Source organism: Nodosilinea sp. FACHB-131, from assembly GCF_014695395.1.
Classification (GTDB): Bacteria; Cyanobacteriota; Cyanobacteriia; order Phormidesmidales; family Phormidesmidaceae; genus Nodosilinea.
The window spans coordinates 126,359-147,259 of the sequence record NZ_JACJOF010000010.1 but is presented as its reverse complement, the minus strand read 5'-3'; the positions used below and the strand labels follow the sequence as shown (position 1 = coordinate 147,259).

Annotated in this window: 21 protein-coding genes; 12 read left to right on the top strand and 9 right to left on the bottom strand. The window is 57.1% G+C overall.

The window, feature by feature from the left end; translation table 11 throughout:
• Complete coding sequence (gene wbaP, locus H6F75_RS05945; protein ID WP_190750191.1) at positions 1–1,446, top strand: undecaprenyl-phosphate galactose phosphotransferase WbaP; 1,446 nt, start codon at positions 1–3, stop codon at positions 1,444–1,446.
• Positions 1,433–2,725, top strand: coding sequence for an O-antigen ligase family protein (locus tag H6F75_RS05940; protein ID WP_190750190.1), 1,293 nt, complete (start codon positions 1,433–1,435; stop codon positions 2,723–2,725). The genes wbaP and H6F75_RS05940 overlap by 14 nt, the downstream gene beginning before the upstream one ends.
• Here the strand turns inward: H6F75_RS05940 and H6F75_RS28730 are convergent.
• Positions 2,682–2,819: a cytochrome b6-f complex subunit PetL gene (locus H6F75_RS28730; RefSeq protein ID WP_347710612.1), complete on the bottom strand. Its 138-nt coding sequence runs from the start codon at positions 2,817–2,819 to the stop codon at positions 2,682–2,684. The two genes, H6F75_RS05940 and H6F75_RS28730, sit on opposite strands and share 44 nt — an antisense overlap.
• 161 nt (positions 2,820–2,980) lie before the next feature.
• On the opposite strand from H6F75_RS28730, the gene aroB reads away from it, so the two are divergent.
• From aroB to H6F75_RS05915, 5 genes are all read left to right on the top strand, one after another.
• Positions 2,981–4,087, top strand: coding sequence for a 3-dehydroquinate synthase (gene aroB, locus H6F75_RS05930; RefSeq protein ID WP_190750188.1), 1,107 nt, complete (start codon positions 2,981–2,983; stop codon positions 4,085–4,087).
• 233 nt (positions 4,088–4,320) lie between these two features.
• On the top strand, positions 4,321–4,962 hold the full coding sequence (hisB, locus tag H6F75_RS05925; RefSeq protein WP_190750185.1) for an imidazoleglycerol-phosphate dehydratase HisB: 642 nt from the start codon (positions 4,321–4,323) through the stop codon (positions 4,960–4,962).
• A gap of 39 nt (positions 4,963–5,001) precedes the next feature.
• Positions 5,002–5,226 (top strand): hypothetical protein, encoded by a 225-nt coding sequence (locus tag H6F75_RS27695; protein ID WP_199303772.1) that lies wholly within the window; start codon positions 5,002–5,004, stop codon positions 5,224–5,226.
• Positions 5,154–5,375, top strand: coding sequence for a methyltransferase domain-containing protein (locus H6F75_RS27690; RefSeq protein WP_347710617.1), 222 nt, complete (start codon positions 5,154–5,156; stop codon positions 5,373–5,375). Before H6F75_RS27695 ends, H6F75_RS27690 begins: the two co-directional genes overlap by 73 nt.
• Positions 5,376–6,068: 693 nt before the next feature.
• Entirely contained in the window at positions 6,069–6,812 is a 744-nt protein-coding gene (locus H6F75_RS05915) for a DUF2993 domain-containing protein (protein WP_190750183.1), read from the top strand.
• A gap of 93 nt (positions 6,813–6,905) precedes the next feature.
• Here H6F75_RS05915 and H6F75_RS05910 read toward each other — a convergent pair whose 3' ends face one another.
• Positions 6,906–7,409, bottom strand: a complete 504-nt coding sequence (locus H6F75_RS05910) for a 3'-5' exonuclease (protein WP_190750181.1) — start codon at positions 7,407–7,409, stop codon at positions 6,906–6,908.
• A gap of 228 nt (positions 7,410–7,637) precedes the next feature.
• On the opposite strand from H6F75_RS05910, the gene H6F75_RS05905 reads away from it, so the two are divergent.
• Entirely contained in the window at positions 7,638–7,832 is a 195-nt protein-coding gene (locus tag H6F75_RS05905) for a hypothetical protein (RefSeq protein ID WP_190750179.1), read from the top strand.
• Between the two features lie 93 nt (positions 7,833–7,925).
• On the opposite strand, the gene H6F75_RS05900 is transcribed toward H6F75_RS05905, so the two are convergent.
• Positions 7,926–9,173 carry a cation:proton antiporter gene (locus H6F75_RS05900; RefSeq protein ID WP_190750177.1) on the bottom strand — a complete coding sequence of 416 codons (1,248 nt, stop codon included), beginning with the start codon at positions 9,171–9,173 and terminating at the stop codon, positions 7,926–7,928.
• A 157-nt stretch (positions 9,174–9,330) separates the two neighbouring features.
• Between H6F75_RS05900 and H6F75_RS05895 the strand changes: the two genes are divergently transcribed.
• Positions 9,331–10,335: a chemotaxis protein CheB gene (locus H6F75_RS05895; RefSeq protein ID WP_190750175.1), complete on the top strand. Its 1,005-nt coding sequence runs from the start codon at positions 9,331–9,333 to the stop codon at positions 10,333–10,335.
• 96 nt (positions 10,336–10,431) lie between these two features.
• Here the strand turns inward: H6F75_RS05895 and H6F75_RS05890 are convergent, their stop codons facing one another.
• Positions 10,432–10,929 carry a hypothetical protein gene (locus H6F75_RS05890; protein ID WP_190750173.1) on the bottom strand — a complete coding sequence of 166 codons (498 nt, stop codon included), beginning with the start codon at positions 10,927–10,929 and terminating at the stop codon, positions 10,432–10,434.
• A gap of 903 nt (positions 10,930–11,832) precedes the next feature.
• Between H6F75_RS05890 and H6F75_RS05885 the strand changes: the two genes are divergently transcribed.
• Positions 11,833–13,449, top strand: a complete 1,617-nt coding sequence (locus H6F75_RS05885) for an NAD(P)/FAD-dependent oxidoreductase (RefSeq protein ID WP_190750171.1) — start codon at positions 11,833–11,835, stop codon at positions 13,447–13,449.
• Between the two features lie 20 nt (positions 13,450–13,469).
• Here the strand turns inward: H6F75_RS05885 and H6F75_RS05880 are convergent, their stop codons facing one another.
• The 4 genes from H6F75_RS05880 to uvsE form a co-directional block, all read right to left on the bottom strand.
• The gene (locus tag H6F75_RS05880; protein WP_190750169.1) at positions 13,470–13,718 is read right to left on the bottom strand and encodes a hypothetical protein; all 249 of its coding nucleotides are present in this window, start codon (positions 13,716–13,718) and stop codon (positions 13,470–13,472) included.
• A 313-nt stretch (positions 13,719–14,031) separates the two neighbouring features.
• Complete coding sequence (locus tag H6F75_RS05875; protein ID WP_190750167.1) at positions 14,032–14,640, bottom strand: 2OG-Fe(II) oxygenase; 609 nt, start codon at positions 14,638–14,640, stop codon at positions 14,032–14,034.
• 43 nt (positions 14,641–14,683) lie between these two features.
• Entirely contained in the window at positions 14,684–15,151 is a 468-nt protein-coding gene (locus H6F75_RS05870; protein ID WP_190750165.1) for a DUF411 domain-containing protein, read from the bottom strand.
• A 185-nt stretch (positions 15,152–15,336) separates the two neighbouring features.
• A complete protein-coding gene (uvsE, locus tag H6F75_RS05865) occupies positions 15,337–16,254 on the bottom strand; it encodes a UV DNA damage repair endonuclease UvsE (RefSeq protein ID WP_190750163.1) in 918 nt (305 codons plus the stop codon).
• A gap of 323 nt (positions 16,255–16,577) precedes the next feature.
• Here uvsE and H6F75_RS05860 point away from each other — a divergent pair, with 323 nt between their 5' ends.
• Both H6F75_RS05860 and H6F75_RS05855 read left to right on the top strand, forming a co-directional pair.
• A complete protein-coding gene (locus tag H6F75_RS05860; RefSeq protein WP_190750402.1) occupies positions 16,578–17,642 on the top strand; it encodes a spore photoproduct lyase family protein in 1,065 nt (354 codons plus the stop codon).
• 203 nt (positions 17,643–17,845) lie between these two features.
• A complete protein-coding gene (locus H6F75_RS05855) occupies positions 17,846–18,550 on the top strand; it encodes a phosphatase PAP2 family protein (protein ID WP_242019725.1) in 705 nt (234 codons plus the stop codon).
• Positions 18,551–18,807: 257 nt separating this feature from the next.
• Here the strand turns inward: H6F75_RS05855 and H6F75_RS05850 are convergent, their stop codons facing one another.
• Positions 18,808–20,844, bottom strand: coding sequence for an AarF/ABC1/UbiB kinase family protein (locus tag H6F75_RS05850; protein WP_190750162.1), 2,037 nt, complete (start codon positions 20,842–20,844; stop codon positions 18,808–18,810).
• Positions 20,845–20,901 lie beyond the last annotated feature (57 nt).

The following is a 20,901-nucleotide window of genomic DNA, read 5'->3' as shown; positions in this document are numbered from 1 at the left end:
ATGTTTCCTCTTGAGCGCACGGTTCATCCAGTAATGTTGTCCTTGAGGATGTCAACCCGCTCCTTGCCGATGGTTGCCCTCCTCAGTCTGTCTGATTTGCTAGCTCTGGCCTTGGCTGGCAGCGCTGGAGTCTATTTTCGGCTGGCCTTCGACGGGCAGTATTTGCCCAGTCTCTACGGGCAGCTATGGCCAATTTTGGGCGTGTTTTTGCTGGCCTACGCTGTAGCTGGGCTTTACCCGGCAGTGGGCCTGAGCCCCGTCGACGAGCTGCGGCGCATCTGCCTATCCACCACTTTTACCTATCTGGTGCTGGGGGCAGGGCTCTTTCTAACCCGCGAGGGCGAGACCTACTCGCGCGGGGTGTTTTTGCTGGCTTGGCTGCTGTCGTTGCTGACGGTGCTGACCGGGCGTCTGCTAGTGAAGCACTTCTTTGCTCGCTACCCCTGGTGGGGGTATCAGGTTCTGATTTTGGGAGGTGGGCGTACCGGCGAGCTGGTGATTCAAACCCTAAAGAATCAGCCCGCTTTTGGCTTGAAGCCTGTGGCCATACTGGACGACAGTCGGGAACATGAGGGCAGTTTGTGTGGGGTGCCCATCGTCGGACCACTGTCGGCTGCACCGCATTTGGCCCTCCGTCACGATATCCACTACGCCATTGTGGCGATGCCTGGAATGCAGCGAGAAAAGCTGCTGCGGGTGCTGGAGCTGTATGGTCGCACCTTTCCCCACCTGTTGATGATTCCTGATTTATTTGGGGTCGCCAGCCTGTGGGTCAGTTCTAAAGACCTGGGTGGTATCTTAGGCCTGGAAATTCGGCAGCAGCTGCTGCTGCCGGGCCCCCGTCTGCTCAAAACCCTTTTAGATTTGGTGCTGACCCTGGTGATAGGGCTCTGCCTGCTGCCGATACTGGTGGTGATTGCGGTTTTAGTTAAGCTCGATTCGTCGGGGCCGGTGTTTTATGGCCAACCCCGTTTGGGGCAAAACAATACGACGTTTGTCGCCTGGAAATTTCGCTCCATGGTGCCCAATGCTGGGCTGGTGTTGGAGCGCTACCTGACCGAAAACCCGTTATTGCGGGAGCAGTGGGAGCGCGATCACAAGCTGCGCTACGACCCGCGCATCACCCGCGTGGGCCGTTTTCTGCGCCGCACCAGTCTAGATGAGCTGCCTCAGCTGTGGAATGTGCTGCGAGGAGAGATGAGCCTGGTGGGCCCTCGACCTATTGTTAAAGAGGAGATCGTTCGCTACGCCGACAAGTACAGCCTCTACACTAAGGTGCTGCCGGGCCTGACGGGACTGTGGCAGGTGTCGGGCCGCAACAATGTGTCCTATGACGAGCGGGTCAATCTGGATGCCTACTACGTGAGAAACTGGTCGGTCTGGTTAGATATTTATATTTTGCTCAGAACAGTGTGGGTGGTTGTAATTGGCGATGGAGCCTACTAGGGTGAAAGGGTTTGGGGCTGGTAGCTCGGCCTCAGAGCGGTTGGTTTTGGCCAGTTTGGTGGCGCTGCCCTACATCGTCTATGGGGCGATCGCGGGGTTAGTCTGGTTTTTGCTGGTGAGCCTTTACCAAGGCTGGCTGGCGATTGGGCGGTTGCTCTACACTCAGGGTTGGCTCTGGCTGGCCCTAGGGCTTGGGGTCAGCGTGGCGCTTTCCCAGGCGCCGGGAGAGTCGGCCCTGCAGGCGCTTAATTTTGTGCCATTCTTCGTGCTCTACGGGGCGGTCGCCATTGCTGTGCCCCAGTTTCGCCAGCCATGGGCGACGCTGCACAACTGGGCCGTGGCGCTGCTGGTAGCGACCGTACCCGTTAACCTGACGGCGCTCGCTGAGTTTTACTTGCGATCGCCCGGCGGTCTAATTCGCTGGGGTAGCCACCCCGGGCTGACCTGGCTCTACCAGCAAACCGACTACGGCCAGCGCGCCAGTGCGATGTTTGGCCACCCCAACGCCCTGGCCAACTATATGGTGATTGTGTTTGGGCTGGGGCTAGGGCTCTGTGGCTACTACCTCAACCGCCCTGAACTCAGGGCTAAAAGCATTTGGATTTGCGGTGCCACCGCCCTGGTGCTGGTGGGCATTTACTGCTCAGGCTCTCGTAACGGGTTGCTGATCGCGGGCCTTCAGCTGCTGCTGTTTGGCGGCCTGCTGCGGCCCTACCGCTATATTTTTTGGGCAGGGCTAGGGGCGATCGCGCTGCTTACCGCCAGCGCGTTGATCTGGGGCGTGGGGGGGCGCACCCTACCCGAGGCCTTTGCCACCGTTTCGCTACGCTTTAGCGTCTGGCGCTTGGCCCTCGACATGATTCCGCAGCACCCCTGGTTTGGCACGGGCCTGGGCACCTTTAAGCAGCTCTACGATCCGGCCGACTTTCCGGTGGCCGGCGACTTCTTGCCCCACGCCCACAACCTGTGGCTGATGCTCGCCGCCGAGGCTGGCATTCCGGTTGCTTTGGGGTTTACGGGGATAGTGGGGTGGGTGCTGGGGCGCGGCACCTTTACCCTGGTTGCGGTTCCGCTCCCTCCCGACGCCATGGCCCTGCTGGCGGGCTACCTCACTGGCTTTGGCGGCACCGCAGCCTTCGCCATTTTTGACCTGGCCTTTTACGATGGCCGCATCAATATTTTGGGCTGGCTGCTGCTGGGCTGCATTCAGGCCATGGCGTACCTGACCTTGAGCGCTAAATCAGCTTCACCAGCCGGAGACCAAAGTACAGCGCAATAGCCGTACTCACCATGACCGACAAAAACAGCACGTAGGCAACTACACCACCCATAATTTCTCTCTCCACAACGGTTACGACTCTATATTGAACCACGGCGTGGGGAGCGTGGGGAGGTGGGAGAGTAGGGGTACGAAGTTTTAAGTTTTAAGTTTTGAGTTTTGAATTGATAACTCAAAATTCAAAACTAAGCAATCAAAACTTCCCTCCCCTACGCGCTAAAGTTTGAAAACACTTCCCTCCCCCTGGCCATCCCCATGAAATCCGTCATCCCCGTCCCTCTGCCAACTCAGCCCTACGATGTGGTGGTGGCTGCTGGGGGCATAGACCATCTGGGCACCTGGCTGGGGGGGGGTGAGTCGCCGCTGGTGAAGCCGGGGCAGAAGCTGCTGCTGGTGTCGAATCCGGCGATTTTTAAGCGGTACGGCGATCGCGCCCTAGCCTCCCTCACCCAGTCGGGCTACGCTGTCGAAACCTGTCTGCTGCCCGCTGGGGAACGCTACAAAACCCTCAGCTCGCTGCAAAAAATCTACGATGCGGCTCTGGACTTTTACCTGGAGCGCAAGTCGGCCATGGTGGCCTTGGGGGGCGGTGTGGTGGGCGACATGACTGGCTTCGCCGCTGCCACTTGGCTGCGGGGGGTGAACGTGGTGCAGGTGCCCACCTCGCTGCTGGCTATGGTGGATGCCTCGATTGGCGGTAAGACCGGCGTCAACCATCCCCGAGGCAAGAACCTGATTGGGGCATTCCACCAGCCGCGCCTAGTGCTGATCGACCCTACGGTGCTACAAACTCTGCCCGCGCGCGAATTTCGAGCGGGCATGGCGGAGGTGATCAAGTACGGCGTAATCTGGGATCAAGACCTGTTTGAAATGCTGGAGGCCGCGCCCCGCCTTGACCAATACCGCTACTTGGGAGACGAGCTGCTGCACACTATTCTGACGCGATCGTGCCAGGCCAAGGCCGATGTGGTTTCCCAAGACGAAAAAGAGGCAGGGCTACGGGCCATTCTCAACTATGGACACACCATTGGCCACGCGGTCGAAAGCCTGATGAACTATCGCGGCGTCAACCACGGGGAGGCGGTGGCGATCGGCATGGTGACGGTCGGCAAAATCGCCACTGCCCTCAACTACTGGACGGCTGATGAGGAAACGCGACAGCTAAAACTGATTGAGAAAGCCGGGCTACCCACCCAAATTCCGGCTCAGCTGGCCGCCGAAGACATTCTCTCGCTGCTACAGGGCGACAAAAAAGTGGAGGATGGCCAGGTTCGCTTTGTTATGCCTGATGGGTTGGGTGCGGCCAAGGTGACAAGCGACATTACCCGCCAGCAAATTTTGGCGGCTCTAGAAAACGAGTAGTGCGCTAAGCTCAAGGTTACAGGTGGTGGTTCAGCATTCAAGGTCCTGGGTTCGCGAACCACCTTAAACCATATACCTTAAACCCTGGCCCCGAAACTGTTAGAGCTTGCCACGACTATCTTGGTCAAAGACTCATAAGTATTGCGGAAAATCGCGTCCCTGCCTCGACGATCGCAGCCGGTTGGTGGATATAGACTTCGGTAAAATGAGGCATTACCCGTCAGCAACCCGCCATGCAAACCCAAGACCGTCCAATTTCTGTTCCTGCTCCTGGCCTGGCTTACCCCAGCCGCAGCGCTAGCGTAAGCCGCACCACCGGAGAGACCGACGTGCAGGTGAGTCTTAACTTGGATGGCACCGGGCAGTGTGAGGCCAAAACCGGCATCCCGTTTCTCGACCACATGCTGCACCAGATTTCGTCCCACGGGCTGATCGACCTGGAAGTACGGGCTACAGGCGACATTGAGATTGATGACCACCACACCAATGAGGATGTGGGCATCACCTTAGGGATGGCACTGCACCAGGCTTTGGGCGATCGCAAGGGCATTACCCGCTTCGGCCACTTTGTCGCGCCACTCGACGAATCGCTGGTGCAGGTAGCACTAGATTTCTCGGGTCGGCCCCACCTCAGCTATGGGCTGGAGATTCCCACCCAGCGGGTGGGCACATATGATACCCAGCTGGTGCGCGAGTTTTTTGTGGCGGTGGTCAACCACAGCCAAATGACCCTACACATTCGCCAGCTCGACGGCATTAACTCGCACCACATTATTGAGGCTACATTCAAGGCCTTTGCCCGCGCCATGCGCATGGCCACCGAGGTGGACCCCCGCCGGGCGCACCTGATTCCCAGTTCTAAGGGGGTAATTTAGACGCTGCTCTGCCTGCCAATTGCGTAAACGAGTGTAGTCATGTTTAGACAGGTCACACCGGGCACCACCAGCCGCCTCACCACCGTTGACCATGGCGAAACCTATGGCCGACACGTCTTGGCGCAGGTGGTGCCCACCCTGGGATCGACACCTGCCTCGACATTGGCTGTGGGGGAGGACAAGATTTGCAAGTGGTTTTGGCTCAGCATCCCCAAGCTCAGTGCATTGGGGTTGACTATGGCGATTGGCATGCCGCTGCCCTAGCCGCCGCTGGCATTAAGCCAATTTCAGTCAACATTGAAGCTGAACCGCTGCCCATAGCCTCAGAGTCAGTGGATTTGGTTATTGCCAATCAAGTGCTAGAGCACACCAAAGAAATCTACTGGATCAATCGCGAAATTTTAGGGTCTTAAAGGTGGGAGGCTACTTCTATCTGGGAGTGCCTAACGTTTTAGCCCTCCACAATCGGCTCCTGGGGCTGTTTGGGGTACACCCCACTTGTAGCAAGATGCTTTCGGCCCATGTAAGACCCTTTTCTAAACACGATACGCTCCTCTTTTATCGAGAAGTAGCAGGAGATTTGACTCAGCTAGTAGGTTTTTATGGGTCGCAGTTTTATCCATTTCCTAGGGAGCTGGCTCGTCCTCTAGCTCGTGCATTGCCCAGCTTTGCCTTCTCCATTTTCTTCTTAATTAGAAAGATGAGACCCTACGATGGAGAATTTTTAGACCACTTATCAAAGGTGTACTTAGAGACCAATTTTTTTAGAGGCCATTAGCTGGTCTGTCTGACTCGTAGCCACTAGCGGTTTGTTAGGTTGAGGAATTGGGATAGCTCAGTGGTGCCCTATACAGTCTGATAGAAGTCGAGAGGCTGCTATGCCCGCCAAGAACGATGTTGAGGCTTTGCCCGCGCCGTGCCCATGGCTATTGAGGTAGACCTCTACTAGGTGCACCTGATTCCCAGCTTTAAAAGGGTGATTTAGGCGAATTATTTATCCCCCCTAAGCAGACTATTGCCGGCCATAAGACCCACATCTCGACAGAGCGTAAACCCCTGGGATGCCGTCTAGACTATGCCTTCAACCCTATGGAAGGACACCCACGATGGCTAAAGGCAATTCAGATTTGGGGGAGCAGGCCCTGAGCAAAGCATTTGAGGTAGGGCTATCCACCCAACTCGATGCCGCAGACGACCTAGATGCCGAAATTCGCACCAACCCGATCGCCCTGATGCAGGGACAGGTAGAGTCGGCCGAAATTGAAGGGCGTGGTCTGGTGATTAAAAATGACCTGCGTACTGAGCAGCTTTCGGTGAAAACCGATGGCATCGCCATTGACCCCCTCAAGGCAGCCTTGGGCAACATTGAGCTAACTCGCCCCACCAACGCCAGTGCGGCGGTCGAGCTGACCGAGGTCGATATTGAGCGGGCCTGCAATTCTGACTATATTCAGCAAAAACTGAAGTCTTTGGATGTCACCTTAGACGGTCGTCCGGTGCGGGTTAGCGCTGAGCAGATTGACTTTTCCCTGCCGGGGAATGGCCAGGTGGCGATCGCCGCTAGCGTGGTGCTAGACGAAACCGGCGAGCGTCAGCAGGTGGCCTTTCGCGCCACCCCAGCTATGGGCCCCCAGGGACATGAGGTGGTGCTAAACGATGTTCAAATCGAGCCAGAGAACACCTCAGAACCCCTGACCCAGAGCCTGCTGGCGGCCGCCAAAGACCTGCTTGACCTGCACAATTTCACCCTCAGCGGCATGACGCTCCAGCTGCAAAACCTGGATGTACAGCCCGGAAAAATTGCGCTGCAAATGCAGGCCCATGTAGAAAAATTCCCTGGGGGGAAATAGCGTAAGCGGTCTTAACGGGCGCCGATTCGTAAAAGGGACGGATGCTTCAGTACAGCAGTCCGTCTCTTTTGCGATCGCTGATGCAGGTCACCCCTAGCTGACTGGCTGAAACTGGGTCGGCACCAGCATCGCAATTTTTGCGCAGGCCTCCGCATCCGACAGGGCATTGTGGTGGTTGAGAGGAATGCCTAGGTAGTCGCACACATTGGGCAGCTTAGTGGGGCGAATGTTCCAGGCCTGCCGAGCTAGCTTCACCGTACAGATGAAGTTGGGCGCTGGGGGCAAAATGCCGTAGGCCTTGCAGCAGGCGTTGAGCACGCTGCGATCGAAGGGCGCATTGTGGGCCACAAAAAAGTCGGCCCCCGTCAATATTGCCGCAATGTCAGGCCACCGCTCGGCAAAATCGGGTTCATTCGCCACCTGCTGCCAGGTAATGCCGTGGATATGGCTGAACTCAAACAGCCGCCGAGGAGGCCGAATGAGGTGGTGAACCTTATCTACCACCTGCCCTTGCTCGACCCGCACCAAGCCAATGGCGCAGGCGCTATCGCGGTAGCGATCGGCGGTTTCAAAATCGAGAGCTACAAAGGTCGTCATGGCAAAATTCTACAGGCATGGCGGTGCGATCGCAGCCCATGCCATGCTACCTGCCAGACAGTGAGGATCAGGATCGGAGCTAACGCTGCCCCGATCCTTTTGTCTATGGGTACCTTAAGGACATTGAACTGCCGATAGCATGTGCGCTTAGACCCAGAGTCACTGCTCCTGGCAGTTGGAGTAGCGCGCTGGCGTAGGACTACGGCTTATTAGGAATGAGTAAAAACCATGCGTGGACTCTCTTTAGTCGGGCTGTTGGTGGGGCTTGGGGTGGTGGGAGTGCTGATGTTTCAGCAAAACAAGCCTGCCGAGACTGGCGGAACCCCTCTTCCTACAGAAAATATTGAGAAGGCCAACGAAGCGGCTGAAGCCGTAGAGCAACAGGCTGATCAGCTTCAGCAAGATCTGCAAAAACTGCCCTAGTCGCTGCCCCAAGCACTGCTTCACCGACAGAACTGCCAGGATTGTCTCAAGCAGCAGCTCCGATGCGCCCGGGGTAACATCAGCAGCGGTGAGCTATTGGGGCAGCTCTTTCTCGATGTCGTTGCGGCCGCCAATGTAGTGCTCGTACCACCGCATCAACGGAGTTGATGTAATGCCGTGCAGCGTTACCGAAATAGTGACCGTAATAATCGTCAGCCAAGCAATCATCTCGCCGGCTTCGTCCTGCAGCCCATGACTTAGAGAATAGGCTAGATAGTACAGCGAGCCCACACCGCGAATGCCAAACCAGCCAAACAGCCAGCGCGTGGCCGGGTGAACCGGAGAGCCAATGGTGCTCACCCAGGCCCCCAGGGGGCGAATTACCAAAAGCAAAGAACCCGCTATGAGCAGGCCTGGAACCGCAAACTTCAGCATGGGCTCAATGCGCAGCAGCGACCCTAGCAGCAAGATCGTGCCGATTTCGGTTAGCTTCTCGAGCCGTTCCATAAACCTGAGGCGGGAGAGCGATCGCTCATCGCTCAGGCACTGGTTGTACATCACCACGCCAGCGACAAAAACGGCTAGAAAGCCGTAGCCACGAACCAGTTCAGCCACTGAATAGGCGAGCAAGATGGTGCTAAGGGCAACAAAATCTTCCATTACCTCATCGACAGCACTTCTTTTAGCGAGATGCTGCTCCAGCCAGCAGACGCCCTTGGCCACTCCAATGCCAACCAGTAGGCCAGCGGCGATCGCCCAGACCAAATCGACGGCTACCCAGCGCCCAAACCAGCTCTGCCAGTTGTCGTCTTCTAACCAGTGCAGCCCAAAGTAAACAAAGGGAAAGGCCAACGCATCGTTGAGGCCGCCTTCAGACGTGAGCCCAAAGCGTAGTTCGTCCTGGTCTTGGGGATCGGCGAGCTGCACCTCAGAGGCCAACACCGGGTCGGTTGGGGCCAAAATTGCTCCCAACAAAATGCTCACGCCCCATTCCAGCTTGAGAAAAAAGTGGCCAATGGCGGCGATCGCAAAGATCGAAATCGGCATTAAAAAGCCAATCAGCCGAATCGTCGAGTTCCACGCCCAGCGCTTCAGCGGCCGATTCATTTTGAGGCCGCAGCTAAACAGAGAAATCAACACCACAAACTCGGTTAGCCGCTCTAGAAGGGCGGCATCGGGTCGCGTCTGCACCAAATTGAAGCCGTAAGGACTTAGAGCAATCCCCACAATCAAATAAATTAGCGCGTAGGACAGGGGCAATCTACCGATCCATCCAGACCCCAGGGTGACTGTCAGCAGCAGTAAGCCAATCACCAGCAGATCGAGAATGTAAATATCCACGGGTTGTTAAGGCCAAGGCATAAACTGCCCTTCCACTCTAGGAGCTAGCTTCGAGGGCTAAGTGCAACCTGCGGTAGATCTTTGCCTAGACTTAGGCCTAAGCCATTTAAGTTAGTAGAGCAGAGGATGCGTGAACCTATAGGCCACGAAAGTAACAATGAATCAGAACAAACATCCGATGATCATTGTGGTCGGCGCGTCTGCCGGAGGAATGCAGGCCTTGATGCAACTCACCGCCCAGTTTCCGAAGGATTTTCCGGCCTCCATTTTCGTAGTCAACCACATGGGTGCAGAGACCACTGGCGATGTGCTGGTCAGAGCCTTAGATAGGAGTGGGGGGCTAACCTGCGAACATGCCCGCAACGAACAACCCTTCCAAAGTGGCCATATCTATCTCGCACCCGCCGATCAACATATTTTGGTTGCAGAAGGAAAAATTTTGGTCACCAAGGGGGCTCGCGAAAATCGCTACCGACCGGCCATTGACCCCTTGTTCCGCTCCGCAGCGGTGGCTTACGGCAATCGTGTTATTGGTATTATTCTGACCGGCTACCTGGATGATGGCACCAGCGGTATGATGGCTATCAAACAATGCGGCGGCGTCTGTATTGTCCAAGATCCGCTGGATGCGTCCTATCCAGATATGCCCCAATCGGTTATCACCAATGTGGGAGCTGACTACTGCTTGCCCATCGCCGAAATGGGAATGCTGCTGTCGGAGCTGGTGCAGAGAAAACTACCCGCTCGCAAGCAGCCTCCCAAAGATATCGTGATCGAGGCGGAAATTGCCCAACGCGTTTTAAGCGATTTGCCCTCGGTCGAGGCCCTGGGCGGGCAAGTGCCCTTCAACTGTCCCGACTGTGGTGGGGTGCTGTGGCAAATGTCGGGAGGCGATCTGCTCCGGTACCGCTGCCATACAGGCCACGCATTTACCTCGTCAGTGCTGCTAGCCCAGCAAACGGCCAAGATTGAAGAAACGCTGTGGGTGGCTCTGCGAATGTTCGAAGAGCGCCAGAACTTGATTGCCACCATGGGCCAGAAGCAGGGCAATTCTTCTTCAGTCTTGCAGCGGGTGCAAGACTCTCAAGTTCATATTGAGCGGATTCGCGCCATGTTAAAAGCGACCCACGCAGACAACCGCGATGATTTGGAGCCAGAATAGCTCCATGCTTTTAGGTTTGGCTCCAGGTTGGCTGCTGTCAAAGTGCTGGACCTGACGCCCCGGGCAACATTCATAGCCGTTACTGAGGGAAGCTATCTAGTCGCTGCCGCCCCAGGTCCAGCGAGGATTGCCGTCTCGCAGACCTTTGAAGGTGATCACGGTGGTAAACCCGTTGGGGTCGCGCAGCCCGGTCATGTCGAGCACGGCCTTGACCTGACCATTTACCAACTGAACACGGATGTAGGAGTGACCCTCGTAGGTCTCTCCGTCAAGCCTGAGCATGCCGCCCGCCGCTTGGCAATTGCGATATTCGGGCTTGAGTGTGCCCACCCAGGTGGTGCTGAAGCGATCGGATTGGGAGACGCTAATGTTGGTGGCAATATCGCGCAGTTTGATCATGCCGTCGGTGGCAAACCCGCCCTCGGAGTAGGGCTGGATGGTTTCATGAGCAATGATGCGCTCGGGGCAGTTCGACGCTGGGCCGTCTAGGAGGGGGGCCACGCTAAGCTCGATTGTGTTGGCAAAGGCGGCCGCACTGTTCAGCAAACACAGCGGCAGGCTGCCCAACAGCGCCCCGACCAAATTTAGTTTCATCGTTGTTCTCTCCTTAGCTACATCGGCTCGATCGCTGAGCCGATACCCCCAGCTACAGCGGCTAGGGCTGTCATTCCTAACGGGCAATCAAAGCCACCGTAGACGCTTTGGTATAACCCGTTAGGTACAGAAAGTGTTTTAAGCCCCTGTGCCAACGACCTTGGCTGCCGTGCAAATCCATCACAGAGTCCTAAGTTTGGTTGATGCGGGGAACCTGCCCACAGGGATGACCCTGGCGATCGCCGCAAAAATGGGGGTGTTTTAGATAAACAGACCGCTGTTGATTGAATTCATTGACCTATTCATTGAGTTCACGGCGGTGTTGATTAAATTCACCGTCCCATTCATAAGTAGCACTTTCGTGATCTAAATAGAAGTGCAAGTGTTTGTTATAAATGCGTTCCTGTTAATCGAATTCATCCGGCTATTTGTTGAATTCATCTGCCTATTTTCAATCCACGCCCTCGTTTTGCTCAAAAACAGCGCCCTTGTGCTCTCCATTAGCGGCCTCTCGCTGACAAATGACAGGAAAATCACTGAACCCTTGAATGTTATAAGCATCTCTCAGCTCCTGCAAAGGCGTCGGTTTCTGGTCATTGGCTACCGTGCCATCTTAAATCCGGCTCTCCTTCTCCCTAGGGAAGAAGGAGTTGGGGGACAAGGGGCTAAATTTACAAAAGTGAAATGCACCTGTCTGATGTCACGGTTCCGGCGATCGAACTCTTAATGGGAAAAACGCTGGCTTTTTGTCACACAGGGTAGGTGACAGAATCGCTGCCCGCCCGATTACAAGGTGGAGCAAGTCATAAGATGGAGTTATACGCCAACAACCCGGTAGTGCGAACATCCCGTAGCCTGTTGTGGGTGAAGACGGCCCTATCGAGTCCACTCCTCTGTTTTTGTATGCTACGCCTCAGTCAAATCAAACTGCCCCTCGATCACCCCGAAGCTGCCCTTGAGGAGGCCATTCTCAAAAAGCTGCACCTGGCGGCGGCAGATCTAACTAGTTTCACCATCTTCAAACGCAGCTATGACGCCCGCAAAAAGGGCAGCATTGCCCTGGTCTACATCGTCGATGTGGAGACGCCAAAGGAAAAGGTTCTGCTCAAGCGGTTTAAGAAAGACGCCACAGTGACCGTGACGCCCGATCTAACCTACCGCCCGGTGGCCCAAGCCCCACCCCAGCTTTCAGCACGACCGATTGTGATTGGCATGGGGCCCTGCGGTATGTTTGCGGGGCTGATGCTGGCGCAGATGGGGTTTCGACCCATTATTCTTGAACGGGGCAAGGCGGTGCGCGATCGCAGCGTTGACACCTTTGGCTTTTGGCTCAAAAAGACCCTCAACCCCGAGTCGAACGCGCAGTTTGGCGAAGGCGGTGCGGGCACCTTCTCAGACGGCAAGCTCTACAGCCAGGTGAGCGACCCCCACCACTACGGCCGCAAGGTGCTCACCGAGCTGGTGAATGCTGGAGCTTCCCCTGAGATTCTCTACATCAACAAGCCCCACATTGGCACCTACCGCCTAGTCAAAATCGTGCAGAACATGCGCGCCATGATCGAGTCGCTCGGCGGCGAGATTCGCTTTCAAACCCGCGTGGCCGACATCGATATCGACCAGGGCCAGGTGCGCGGCGTGCGGCTCGACAACGGCGACTACCTGGCTAGCGAGCACGTGGTGCTGGCTGTGGGTCACAGCGCCCGCGACACCTTTCACATGCTCCACGAGCGGGGGGTTTACATCGAGGCCAAGCCCTTTTCCATCGGCTTTCGCATTGAGCATCCCCAGGCGCTGATTGATCGCTGCCGGTTGGGCGACCAGGCTGGGCACCCTCGCCTCGGCTCCGCTGACTACAAGCTGGTGCACCACTGCGAAAACGGGCGATCGGTCTACAGCTTTTGCATGTGCCCCGGCGGCAAGGTGGTGGCGGCTGCGTCAGAACCAGGCCGTCTGGTGACCAACGGCATGAGTGAGTACGCGCGGGATGAGTCAAACGCCAACAGTGCGATCGTCGTGGGTATTACCCCTGAGGTCGACTATCCCGAGGGGCCACTGGCGGGCATCGCGCTCCAGCGGCGCCTGGAGGAAGTTGCCTTTGAGCTGGGCGGCGGCACCTACGAAGCCCCAGGGCAGCTGGTAGGGGATTTCTTGGCCAACCGTCCCTCGACAACCTTTGGCGAGGTGCAGCCCTCCTACAAACCGGGGGTCAAGCTGGGCGACTTGAGCGGCAGTTTGCCCGACTATGCGATCGCCGCTATCCGCGAGGCCATCCCGGCCTTCGACCACAAAATCCATGGGTTTGCCATGGATGACGCTGTGCTCACTGGCATTGAGACCCGCACCTCATCGCCCATTCGCATCAAACGCAATGAGCAGTTCCAGAGCCTCAACACCACTGGGCTCTACCCCGCTGGCGAAGGGGCGGGCTATGCCGGAGGCATTCTATCTGCCGGTATCGACGGCATCCGGGTAGCAGAGGCCGTCGCCCTGAGTTTGGTGAAGGGGCAGTCCCCCTTGTAGGGGCGCACAGCGCCCCCAGCTCATCCTTTCTGGGCCGATCGTCGGGCGGGAAGCCGGCGCCGCGAGGGCTTGTTCTCTGGCTCTAGGGAATCGGGGTGCTGGGCCTCCAGCAAAAACACCCGCCGCCCGTCGGTAATGCGGTAGAGCGTGGTACAGGTGCAGGTATGACCCTCAGCTTTGAGCTGGGCGGCTCGCAGGTCGCAGGCGGCCTGGGCTTGCTCAACCTCTTCCCAGTCGGTTTCGAGAAAGATTTCTTGAATTAAACTCATACTGCTAAAGAATGAAGGGCAAAGAATGAAAAAAAGAAGTGTTTAACGCGATCGCATGATGGCGTTTTAGATCCCTCCAGCAGACACTTCGCTGCCTAGGGCAGAGGTTTGAGAGGGCTTTTGAAAAGCTCTATTTCTGGTAGCAAACGTGTAGATCCCACTTCAATTCCCCTTCAGAAAGGGACTTTTACCTCCCTCCTAAAAAGGGCAGGGGATCAGCAGATGCCCAAAGCTACGGCAAGTCGCTTTTCAATTGCCTCCTAGGACCTTTGATTAAAGATACTCAATTTGCGCCTAAAGTGTCTCAATTGCCCTATCGTCGGCTTTTTGCCGGGGCAGCGGCTCTAGATTCGATCAGAAATTCGGGGATATCCCACAGAGCATCGGCATCGAGGCAATACTGCTCGCACACTAGGCTGAGACGGCTGCCCGCGCTGGCCATCGCGTTGACCGAGTGGGTCAGATCGCCCTGAAAATGTAGCAGCAGGCCGGTTTGGGGCCGAATCTGCGCCACCCGCTGCCGCCCCCGCTGCAACACTAGTTCGCCGCTGGCTAGGTCGGCGGGTACCTGCACGTAGAGCACGCTGACCTGCTCAGGGGGCTCAATGGTTTTGCAGTATGACCGCAATGAGCGATCGATGTGAGGGTCAACCCGCGACCCCTGTTTCAGCATCAGTGGGTTCAAGTAGAAAGCGTTGCAGTTGGGCAGCAGCGCCTGATCGAGATAGGGTTTGAAAAAGGGAAACTGGCGATCGACCTCGGCCCGGCCCTCTGCTTTAAACACGACCGAGAACCCCTTGGTGGCAACAAAGTCGCGGTTGAGGTTGTTTGTCGCAAAGTAGCGACACGACTGAATCGCCCCCCGCAGGTTGTGCAAGTAGGCAGCAGAAAAAGTGTTGGGCTGACTGCGGTAGTAGGTCATAGCGTGAGATCAGCGCGATCTACAGCGGGGTAGGTGGCGATGCTCACAGGTGTTCGGCAAAAGTGGCGGTGTCGCCGTTCGCGCTGAAGGAGACCACGGTGTAGGGGTCGACGCGATCGCCCGTTTCCATGCCCGGCGAGCCCATAGGCATGCCCGGCGCAGCAATGCCCAGAACAGCGGGGCGCTCACTCAGCAACCGCTGCACGTCCGACGCGGGCACATGGCCCTCGATGACGTAGCCCTCAACTAGGGCTGTGTGGCACGAAGCTAATGCCTCTGGCACCCCGTACTGATCTTTGATCGCATCCATGTCGTCCGTGACCACATTTTCCACGGTAAACCCGGCGGCTTGCATGTGGTCAACCCAGTGGCCGCAGCAGTTGCAGGTGGGGCTGCGGTACACCGTTAGCTCCGTTGCCGCCTGGGCCTGGGCGGTTAAGGGGCCGAGAAGGGCGATCGCAACCATCATCCCCACGGCTATCAGTCTGGCAATCAAACCACGACGATTCATTTAGCAATTTCCCTAGGGTGTCGATTTAGCTTGCCCTACCTTAAGGATACTGAAATCTAAGGCTTGACTGGGCTGATTGTGACAAGCTCTAACAGCCGGGGTATTAAGGTGTAGGGTCTAGGGTTTCAGGTTTCAGGTCGACCTTATACCTGAAACCCCTAGACCCTACACCCCTTCGAGTTGCCTCAGGCCGACAACCACGTCTGGCGCAGATGCGTGATCGCTAGCTCCTTGTGCTTGGCCTCTACCTCAATCCAGGGAGCTTGACGGAAGGAACTGGGCATAGCGGTGATTAAGTCGCTGTGGCGAGGGTCATGGAGGGCGCTGGACCCGTTGGAAATATGCACTAGCTGCCAGGCTGGGTCGGGCCAGGTGGTGCGAGCCGCCGTCAGCATCTGCTCGACGCTGGGATGGTCGTAGCTGTCGAGGCGTTCGTGAATTAGGTGGTGGTGGGCGTCAAACACCATGGGAATCTGCGTCGCTCGACAAATGTCAAGGATGGCGGCGGCGCTGTAGGTGTGCTCGTCGTTCTCCAAGGTGAGGCGAGAGCGAATTGGCGTCGGCAGATCGCGGATCGTCTGGATGAGGCGATCGCGGCGATCGCCCTTGCCGCCGTGGATATTCATCAACGCCCAGGGGGACTGGGGCAAGCCCATCAGGTCAAACCAGCGGGCGTGGGCCGTCAGTATGGTGATGCTGTTCTCGATCACTGTGGGGTTGTCGGAGTTGAGCACCACAAACTGATCGGGGTGCAGCACCAGCCGGATGTTGGCGGCCTGGGCGCGATCGCCCAGCTGCTTCAGAGCGTCGGCAAACTCGTCTAAAATTCTTGTGCCCAGGGGTGTATCGGAAAACGGAAAAATGTTCGATATCAGGCGATAGAGCTGAATCTGGTTGTCTTGGCAAAACGTGATCGCCAGGTTGAGCCGCCTCAGGTTCTCGTCGTAGAGCGATCGCACCGCCTGCACCTGCGCCTCGTCATCCAGCTGCAACAGCCGCTTGCGCGTCATGGTCTTAAAGCGCACCTCGGGCGAGGTCGTAATGCAAACCAGCCCCAGGTTGGGGGTGTCGAGGATGGCTGGAGCGGGGGAGGAGGAAGTCATGGGCGGGACATGTTGCGATCGTGCGCTTGCAGTGTAGGCAGGAGAGTTAGCCGCTTTTACTATGACAAGCAAACTGAGTCGAGCAATCCTCTAGCGGGCATGGATTTCCCCACCCTTTGAGGGGTATCTTCCGACGGCAGAAACCCGCCCTATCAGGGGCGGCAGTTACCCCAGTCAACTGGTTTCCTCTGTTGCGTCGACTCGCTACGGTAAAAGCAGATACGCAAGCACTGTAGACATCACCCGCTAAGGATTTCTGCACTTTGACCTCAACTCCCATTGCCCCCCCAGCAACCCGCGACGAGCAGCGACTGGCCCCTCAGATTCACCTAGAGCGACTGCTCAACATCCAGGAGATTTATCACGAGCCCGATGCTTTTCAGTACGCCCGCGGTCAAGAGATTTTGGCCCAGCATCCCAACGCCTCGCTGATTGAGGTGCCGTCTCATTGGAACATTCCCGACCTGCACGGTAACGAAGGCTCGGTGGATGACTGGACTCGCATCAAGCGCACCGTACTGGTGCTAGGGGTGAAGAAATCTATCCAGGCGCGGCCCAACAGCCGGTCTTCAGATTTTGTGGCCCCCTCCCACGCCAACGGCTGCGCCATGGCCTGCTCCTACTGCTACGTTGCCCGGCGCAAAGGTTTTGCCAACCCAATCACGGTCTTCGTCAACATCGAGCAAGTGTTGCGCTACCTAGAGCGCCACGCCAAGCGCCAGAGCGACAAGCTAGAGCCCAACCAGGTCGACCCCCAGTTTTGGGTCTATGAGATTGGCGAGAACAGCGATTGCTCAGTCGATGCGGCTATCTGCGACAACGTGAAAGATATCATCGCCCTGTTTCGTCGCATTCCCAACGGCAAGGCGACCTTTGCTACCAAATGCGTCAACCGACAGCTGCTGAGCTATGACCCCCAAGGCAAGACCCGAATTCGGTTTAGCCTGATGCCTGCCGCTAAGGCGCAGATTATCGACGTGCGCACGTCGCCAATTCCCGATCGCATCAACGCCATCAATGATTTTGTTGAAGCTGGGTACGAGGTGCACCTCAACTTTGCGCCCGTGGTTTACTACGAGGGCTGGCTCGACGACTATACCGATCTCTTTCGCCAAATTGACGACACCCTTAGCGATCGCGCCAAGCAGCAGCTTCAGTGCGAAGTGATTTTCTTAACCCACAACGATCGCCTCCACGATGTCAATATGGGCTGGCATCCCAAGGGCGAAGACCTGCTTTGGCAACCCGATCTGCAAGAGACCAAGTTTTCGCAGACCGGCGGCAAAAACGTGCGCTACAAGCGAGGGCTGAAGGGCAGTCTGGTTGAGCAATTTCAGGAGCTACTGCACCAGGAAATGCCCTACTGCACCGTCCGTTACGCCTTTTAGAGGGAGGCATCCTTGATGCAGCGCGCGAAAAGTGACTTAATCACATCGAAGTGATAGCTTCTACGGGTTGGCATCGTAACGCTCCTGAAAGCCTATGAGGATTCTGCTCCGCGCTGCTGAGGAGCTGTGATTTGGGGATGCCATGCAGCCTTGCGATCGGGCTGCATGGCATTCTGGTGGCAGTCCTGTGGTGAGGTGGCACGATGCAGCAGATTCTAAAACGGTTGGCTAGAGCCTGGATGCAGCACATCCATCCGAGACTGATGTCGTTTGTAGCCACCGTTGGTCTGCTCTGGCTGGGGACTTGCCTGCTAATTCTGTTTGGCCTGGCCAATCTGGCCGATGAAGTGCTGGAGCAAGAAGCCTTTTTCTTTGATGAATCGGTTCTGCTGTGGATTAATCAATTTGCTACGCCGACCCTGGATCAGGTGATGCTGACCTTCACACGCTTGGGCGACCCCAGCACGGTGGTGCCGTTGACCTGCATTGGGTTTATTGGACTTTGGTTGCGGCCCCATCGGTCTGTTGCGATCGCCTTCGCAATTAACTGCATAGGCGGGGCCGTGTTGAGCACCGGGCTGAAACTGCTGTTTGGTAAGGCCCGCCCAGCCCTTTGGCCCCAGATTATTACTGAGACCACCTACAGCTTTCCCAGCGGCCACGCGCTGGGGTCAATGGTGCTTTACGGCTTTTCGGCTTACCTGCTGGCGCAGCGCTTCCCTAAGCAAAAACTAATCGTTTATGCAGGAGCAATCTTTTTGATCGGCGGCATTGGCCTGAGTCGCCTTTACCTGGGGGTTCACTGGCCCACGGACGTGCTGGCCGGCTACGGCATTGGCTTTTTGTGGATTAGCGGCTGCATTGCTCTCTTGCGCTTCAAGCTCTCGACGCCACCCTGGTTAAACTGAAGTCTGTCGTAGCTAAACGGCAATATTTGCCCATGTTGCTGACTTTAGGAATAACCGAACCCACTCGCAGAGCAACCGCTGCATGTCTATATCCCCAACCCTTCTCCCCAGGGAGAAGGGAGCCAACCTCTTGTCCCCTCTCCCAGGGGGAGAGGGCTAGGGAGAGGGCAATTCTGGCGAGTCATAGGCTAATTTAGCAACGCTCATTTCCCCGCAGCGGACGTTTGCAAACGGCAGACGGTTAACCAAGGGCTTGCCTAGCTGCCAACGCGAGCCGGAGTGAGCTGAGGCTGGGCCACAGGCTCTCCCTCCAACAGCAGGTTGCGAATCAGCCGAGCCAGACCGCGCTGAGCCAGCCTAGTCACCACCTGCTGACCCATCGCCTGGGTCTCAGGCTTAAACAACAGGGTCGGAATCCGGGCCGCCACCTGGGCGGCATCAAAGCCGGGGGTGTCTTTGAGAATGTCGAGAATGCGACGCAGATTGTCGAGGTCGTTGGGGGCAGCGGCGGCCGCAGGTGGCAAATCCTTCTTGAGGCCAAAGCGGCGCTGCACGGCGGTGGTCAAACTTTGCACCGTGCTTTGGCCAAAGTTGTCGAGGCTGTTGACCAGTTCGCCGACAATGCGATCGCGCAAAAACGAGCCCCGGTCTGAGAACAAAAACTCCAACGTCTGGTCAATCAGCCGATCCATATCGTATTCGTCGCTGCTGCGGGCGTTGCGCAGCAGGTTCTCTAGCCGGTTCCAGCGAAAGCTGCCGTCCTTGAACAGCAGATCTTGCAGCGAGGCCCGTAGCTCGGGCGAAGGGTCGGTCAGCAGCCGCTTGGCCACGTAGGGATAGGCCTTGCTCAGCACCTTGAAGTCTGGGTCAACGTTGATGGCGATGCCCTCTAGGGTCACCAGCGATCGAATGATTAGCGCGTAGTAGGCGGGCACCCGGAACGGGTACTCGTACATCAGCGCCGAAAATTCGTCGGTAATGCTCTTGAAATTCAGCTCGGCAACGCTGGCACCGAGGGCGTTGCTAAACACGTTGCCCAGGGCCGGAATAATCGGCGTCAGGTCGGTGTCGGGGGTGAGAAACTCTAGCTTGACGTAGTCGTTGGCCAGCCCCTCAAAGTCGCGGTTGACCATGTGCACCACCGCCTCAATCAGGCCGTAGCGCTGGTAGGGCTTGACCTCGCTCATCATGCCAAAGTCGAGGTAGGCCAGCTTGCCGTCGGCCATGGCCAGCAGGTTACCGGGGTGGGGGTCGGCGTGAAAGAAGCCGTGCTCTAGCAGCTGCCGCAGCGAGCACTGCACGCCCACGTCGATCAGGTGGGTGGCGTCGATGCCCAGACTGTTCAGCTTGTCGATGTTGGTCAGCTTAGTGCCCTCAATCCACTCCATGGTCAACACCCGACGGGCGGTGTACTGGGGGTAGATATGGGGCACATAGATATCGGGAATGTGGTTGTAGAGTTTGGCAAAGCGTTGGGCGTTCTCACCCTCGTGGGTGTAGTCCATCTCTTCGAAGATGCGCTCGCCGAACTCATCTAAGATGGCCACCAGGTCGCTGCGAATCTGGTTGATGCGGTTGGTGGCAAAGCGGGCCAGCCCTCGCAGAATGTGTAGGTCGAGGGCAATGTTGCGAGCCAGGCCGGGGCGCTGCACCTTGATGGCCACGTCTTCGCCGCTGTGCAGTTTGCCTTTATAGACCTGCCCTAGGGACGCTGCCGCGATCGGGTTTTCAGAAATTTCGGCGTAGATCTGGCTGGGAGGTGCGCCCAACTCTTCTTGAATAAAGCGGTAGGCGGTGGCGTTTGGAAAGGGTGGAATCTGGTCTTGCAGCTTGGTCAGCTCTTCGAGGAAGACCGGCGGCACCAGGTCGGGGCGGGTAGAGAGGGCCTGGCCAATTTTGATGTAGGCGGGGCCTAGTTTGGTGAGCAGGGTGCGCAGCTGGGCCGCCCGCTTAATCTCGTTTTGGGCACTGCGACCGGCGCGAGCATCGAGCCAAAGCTGGGTAAAAAAGCTAATCAGTGGCAGAAAAATGCCGACAAACCGCGCCCAAACCTGAAACGGGCGGCGGCGGTAGTGGGTAGCGATCGCCTCTGGGTCATAGCCGTAGGACTCAAAGGGGTCTTGGGCTTTGGTGGCTAGGGTGCGAGGCCGGGGCGCGTCCAGGACGTGCTCAGGGACAGTAACTAGAGTCGGCTCGGTGATCACCTCTCCGGTTACTGTAATGGCTTCGGCGTCGATGATATCGACAGAGCCACTAAAGTGCTGAGCCGAATCCTGGGTGGTATTTAAAGCCATAGCGCGCTCAGAGAGAGGGTTGAGAACCGAGGGATTGATGATTGGGGCGGCTGAGGC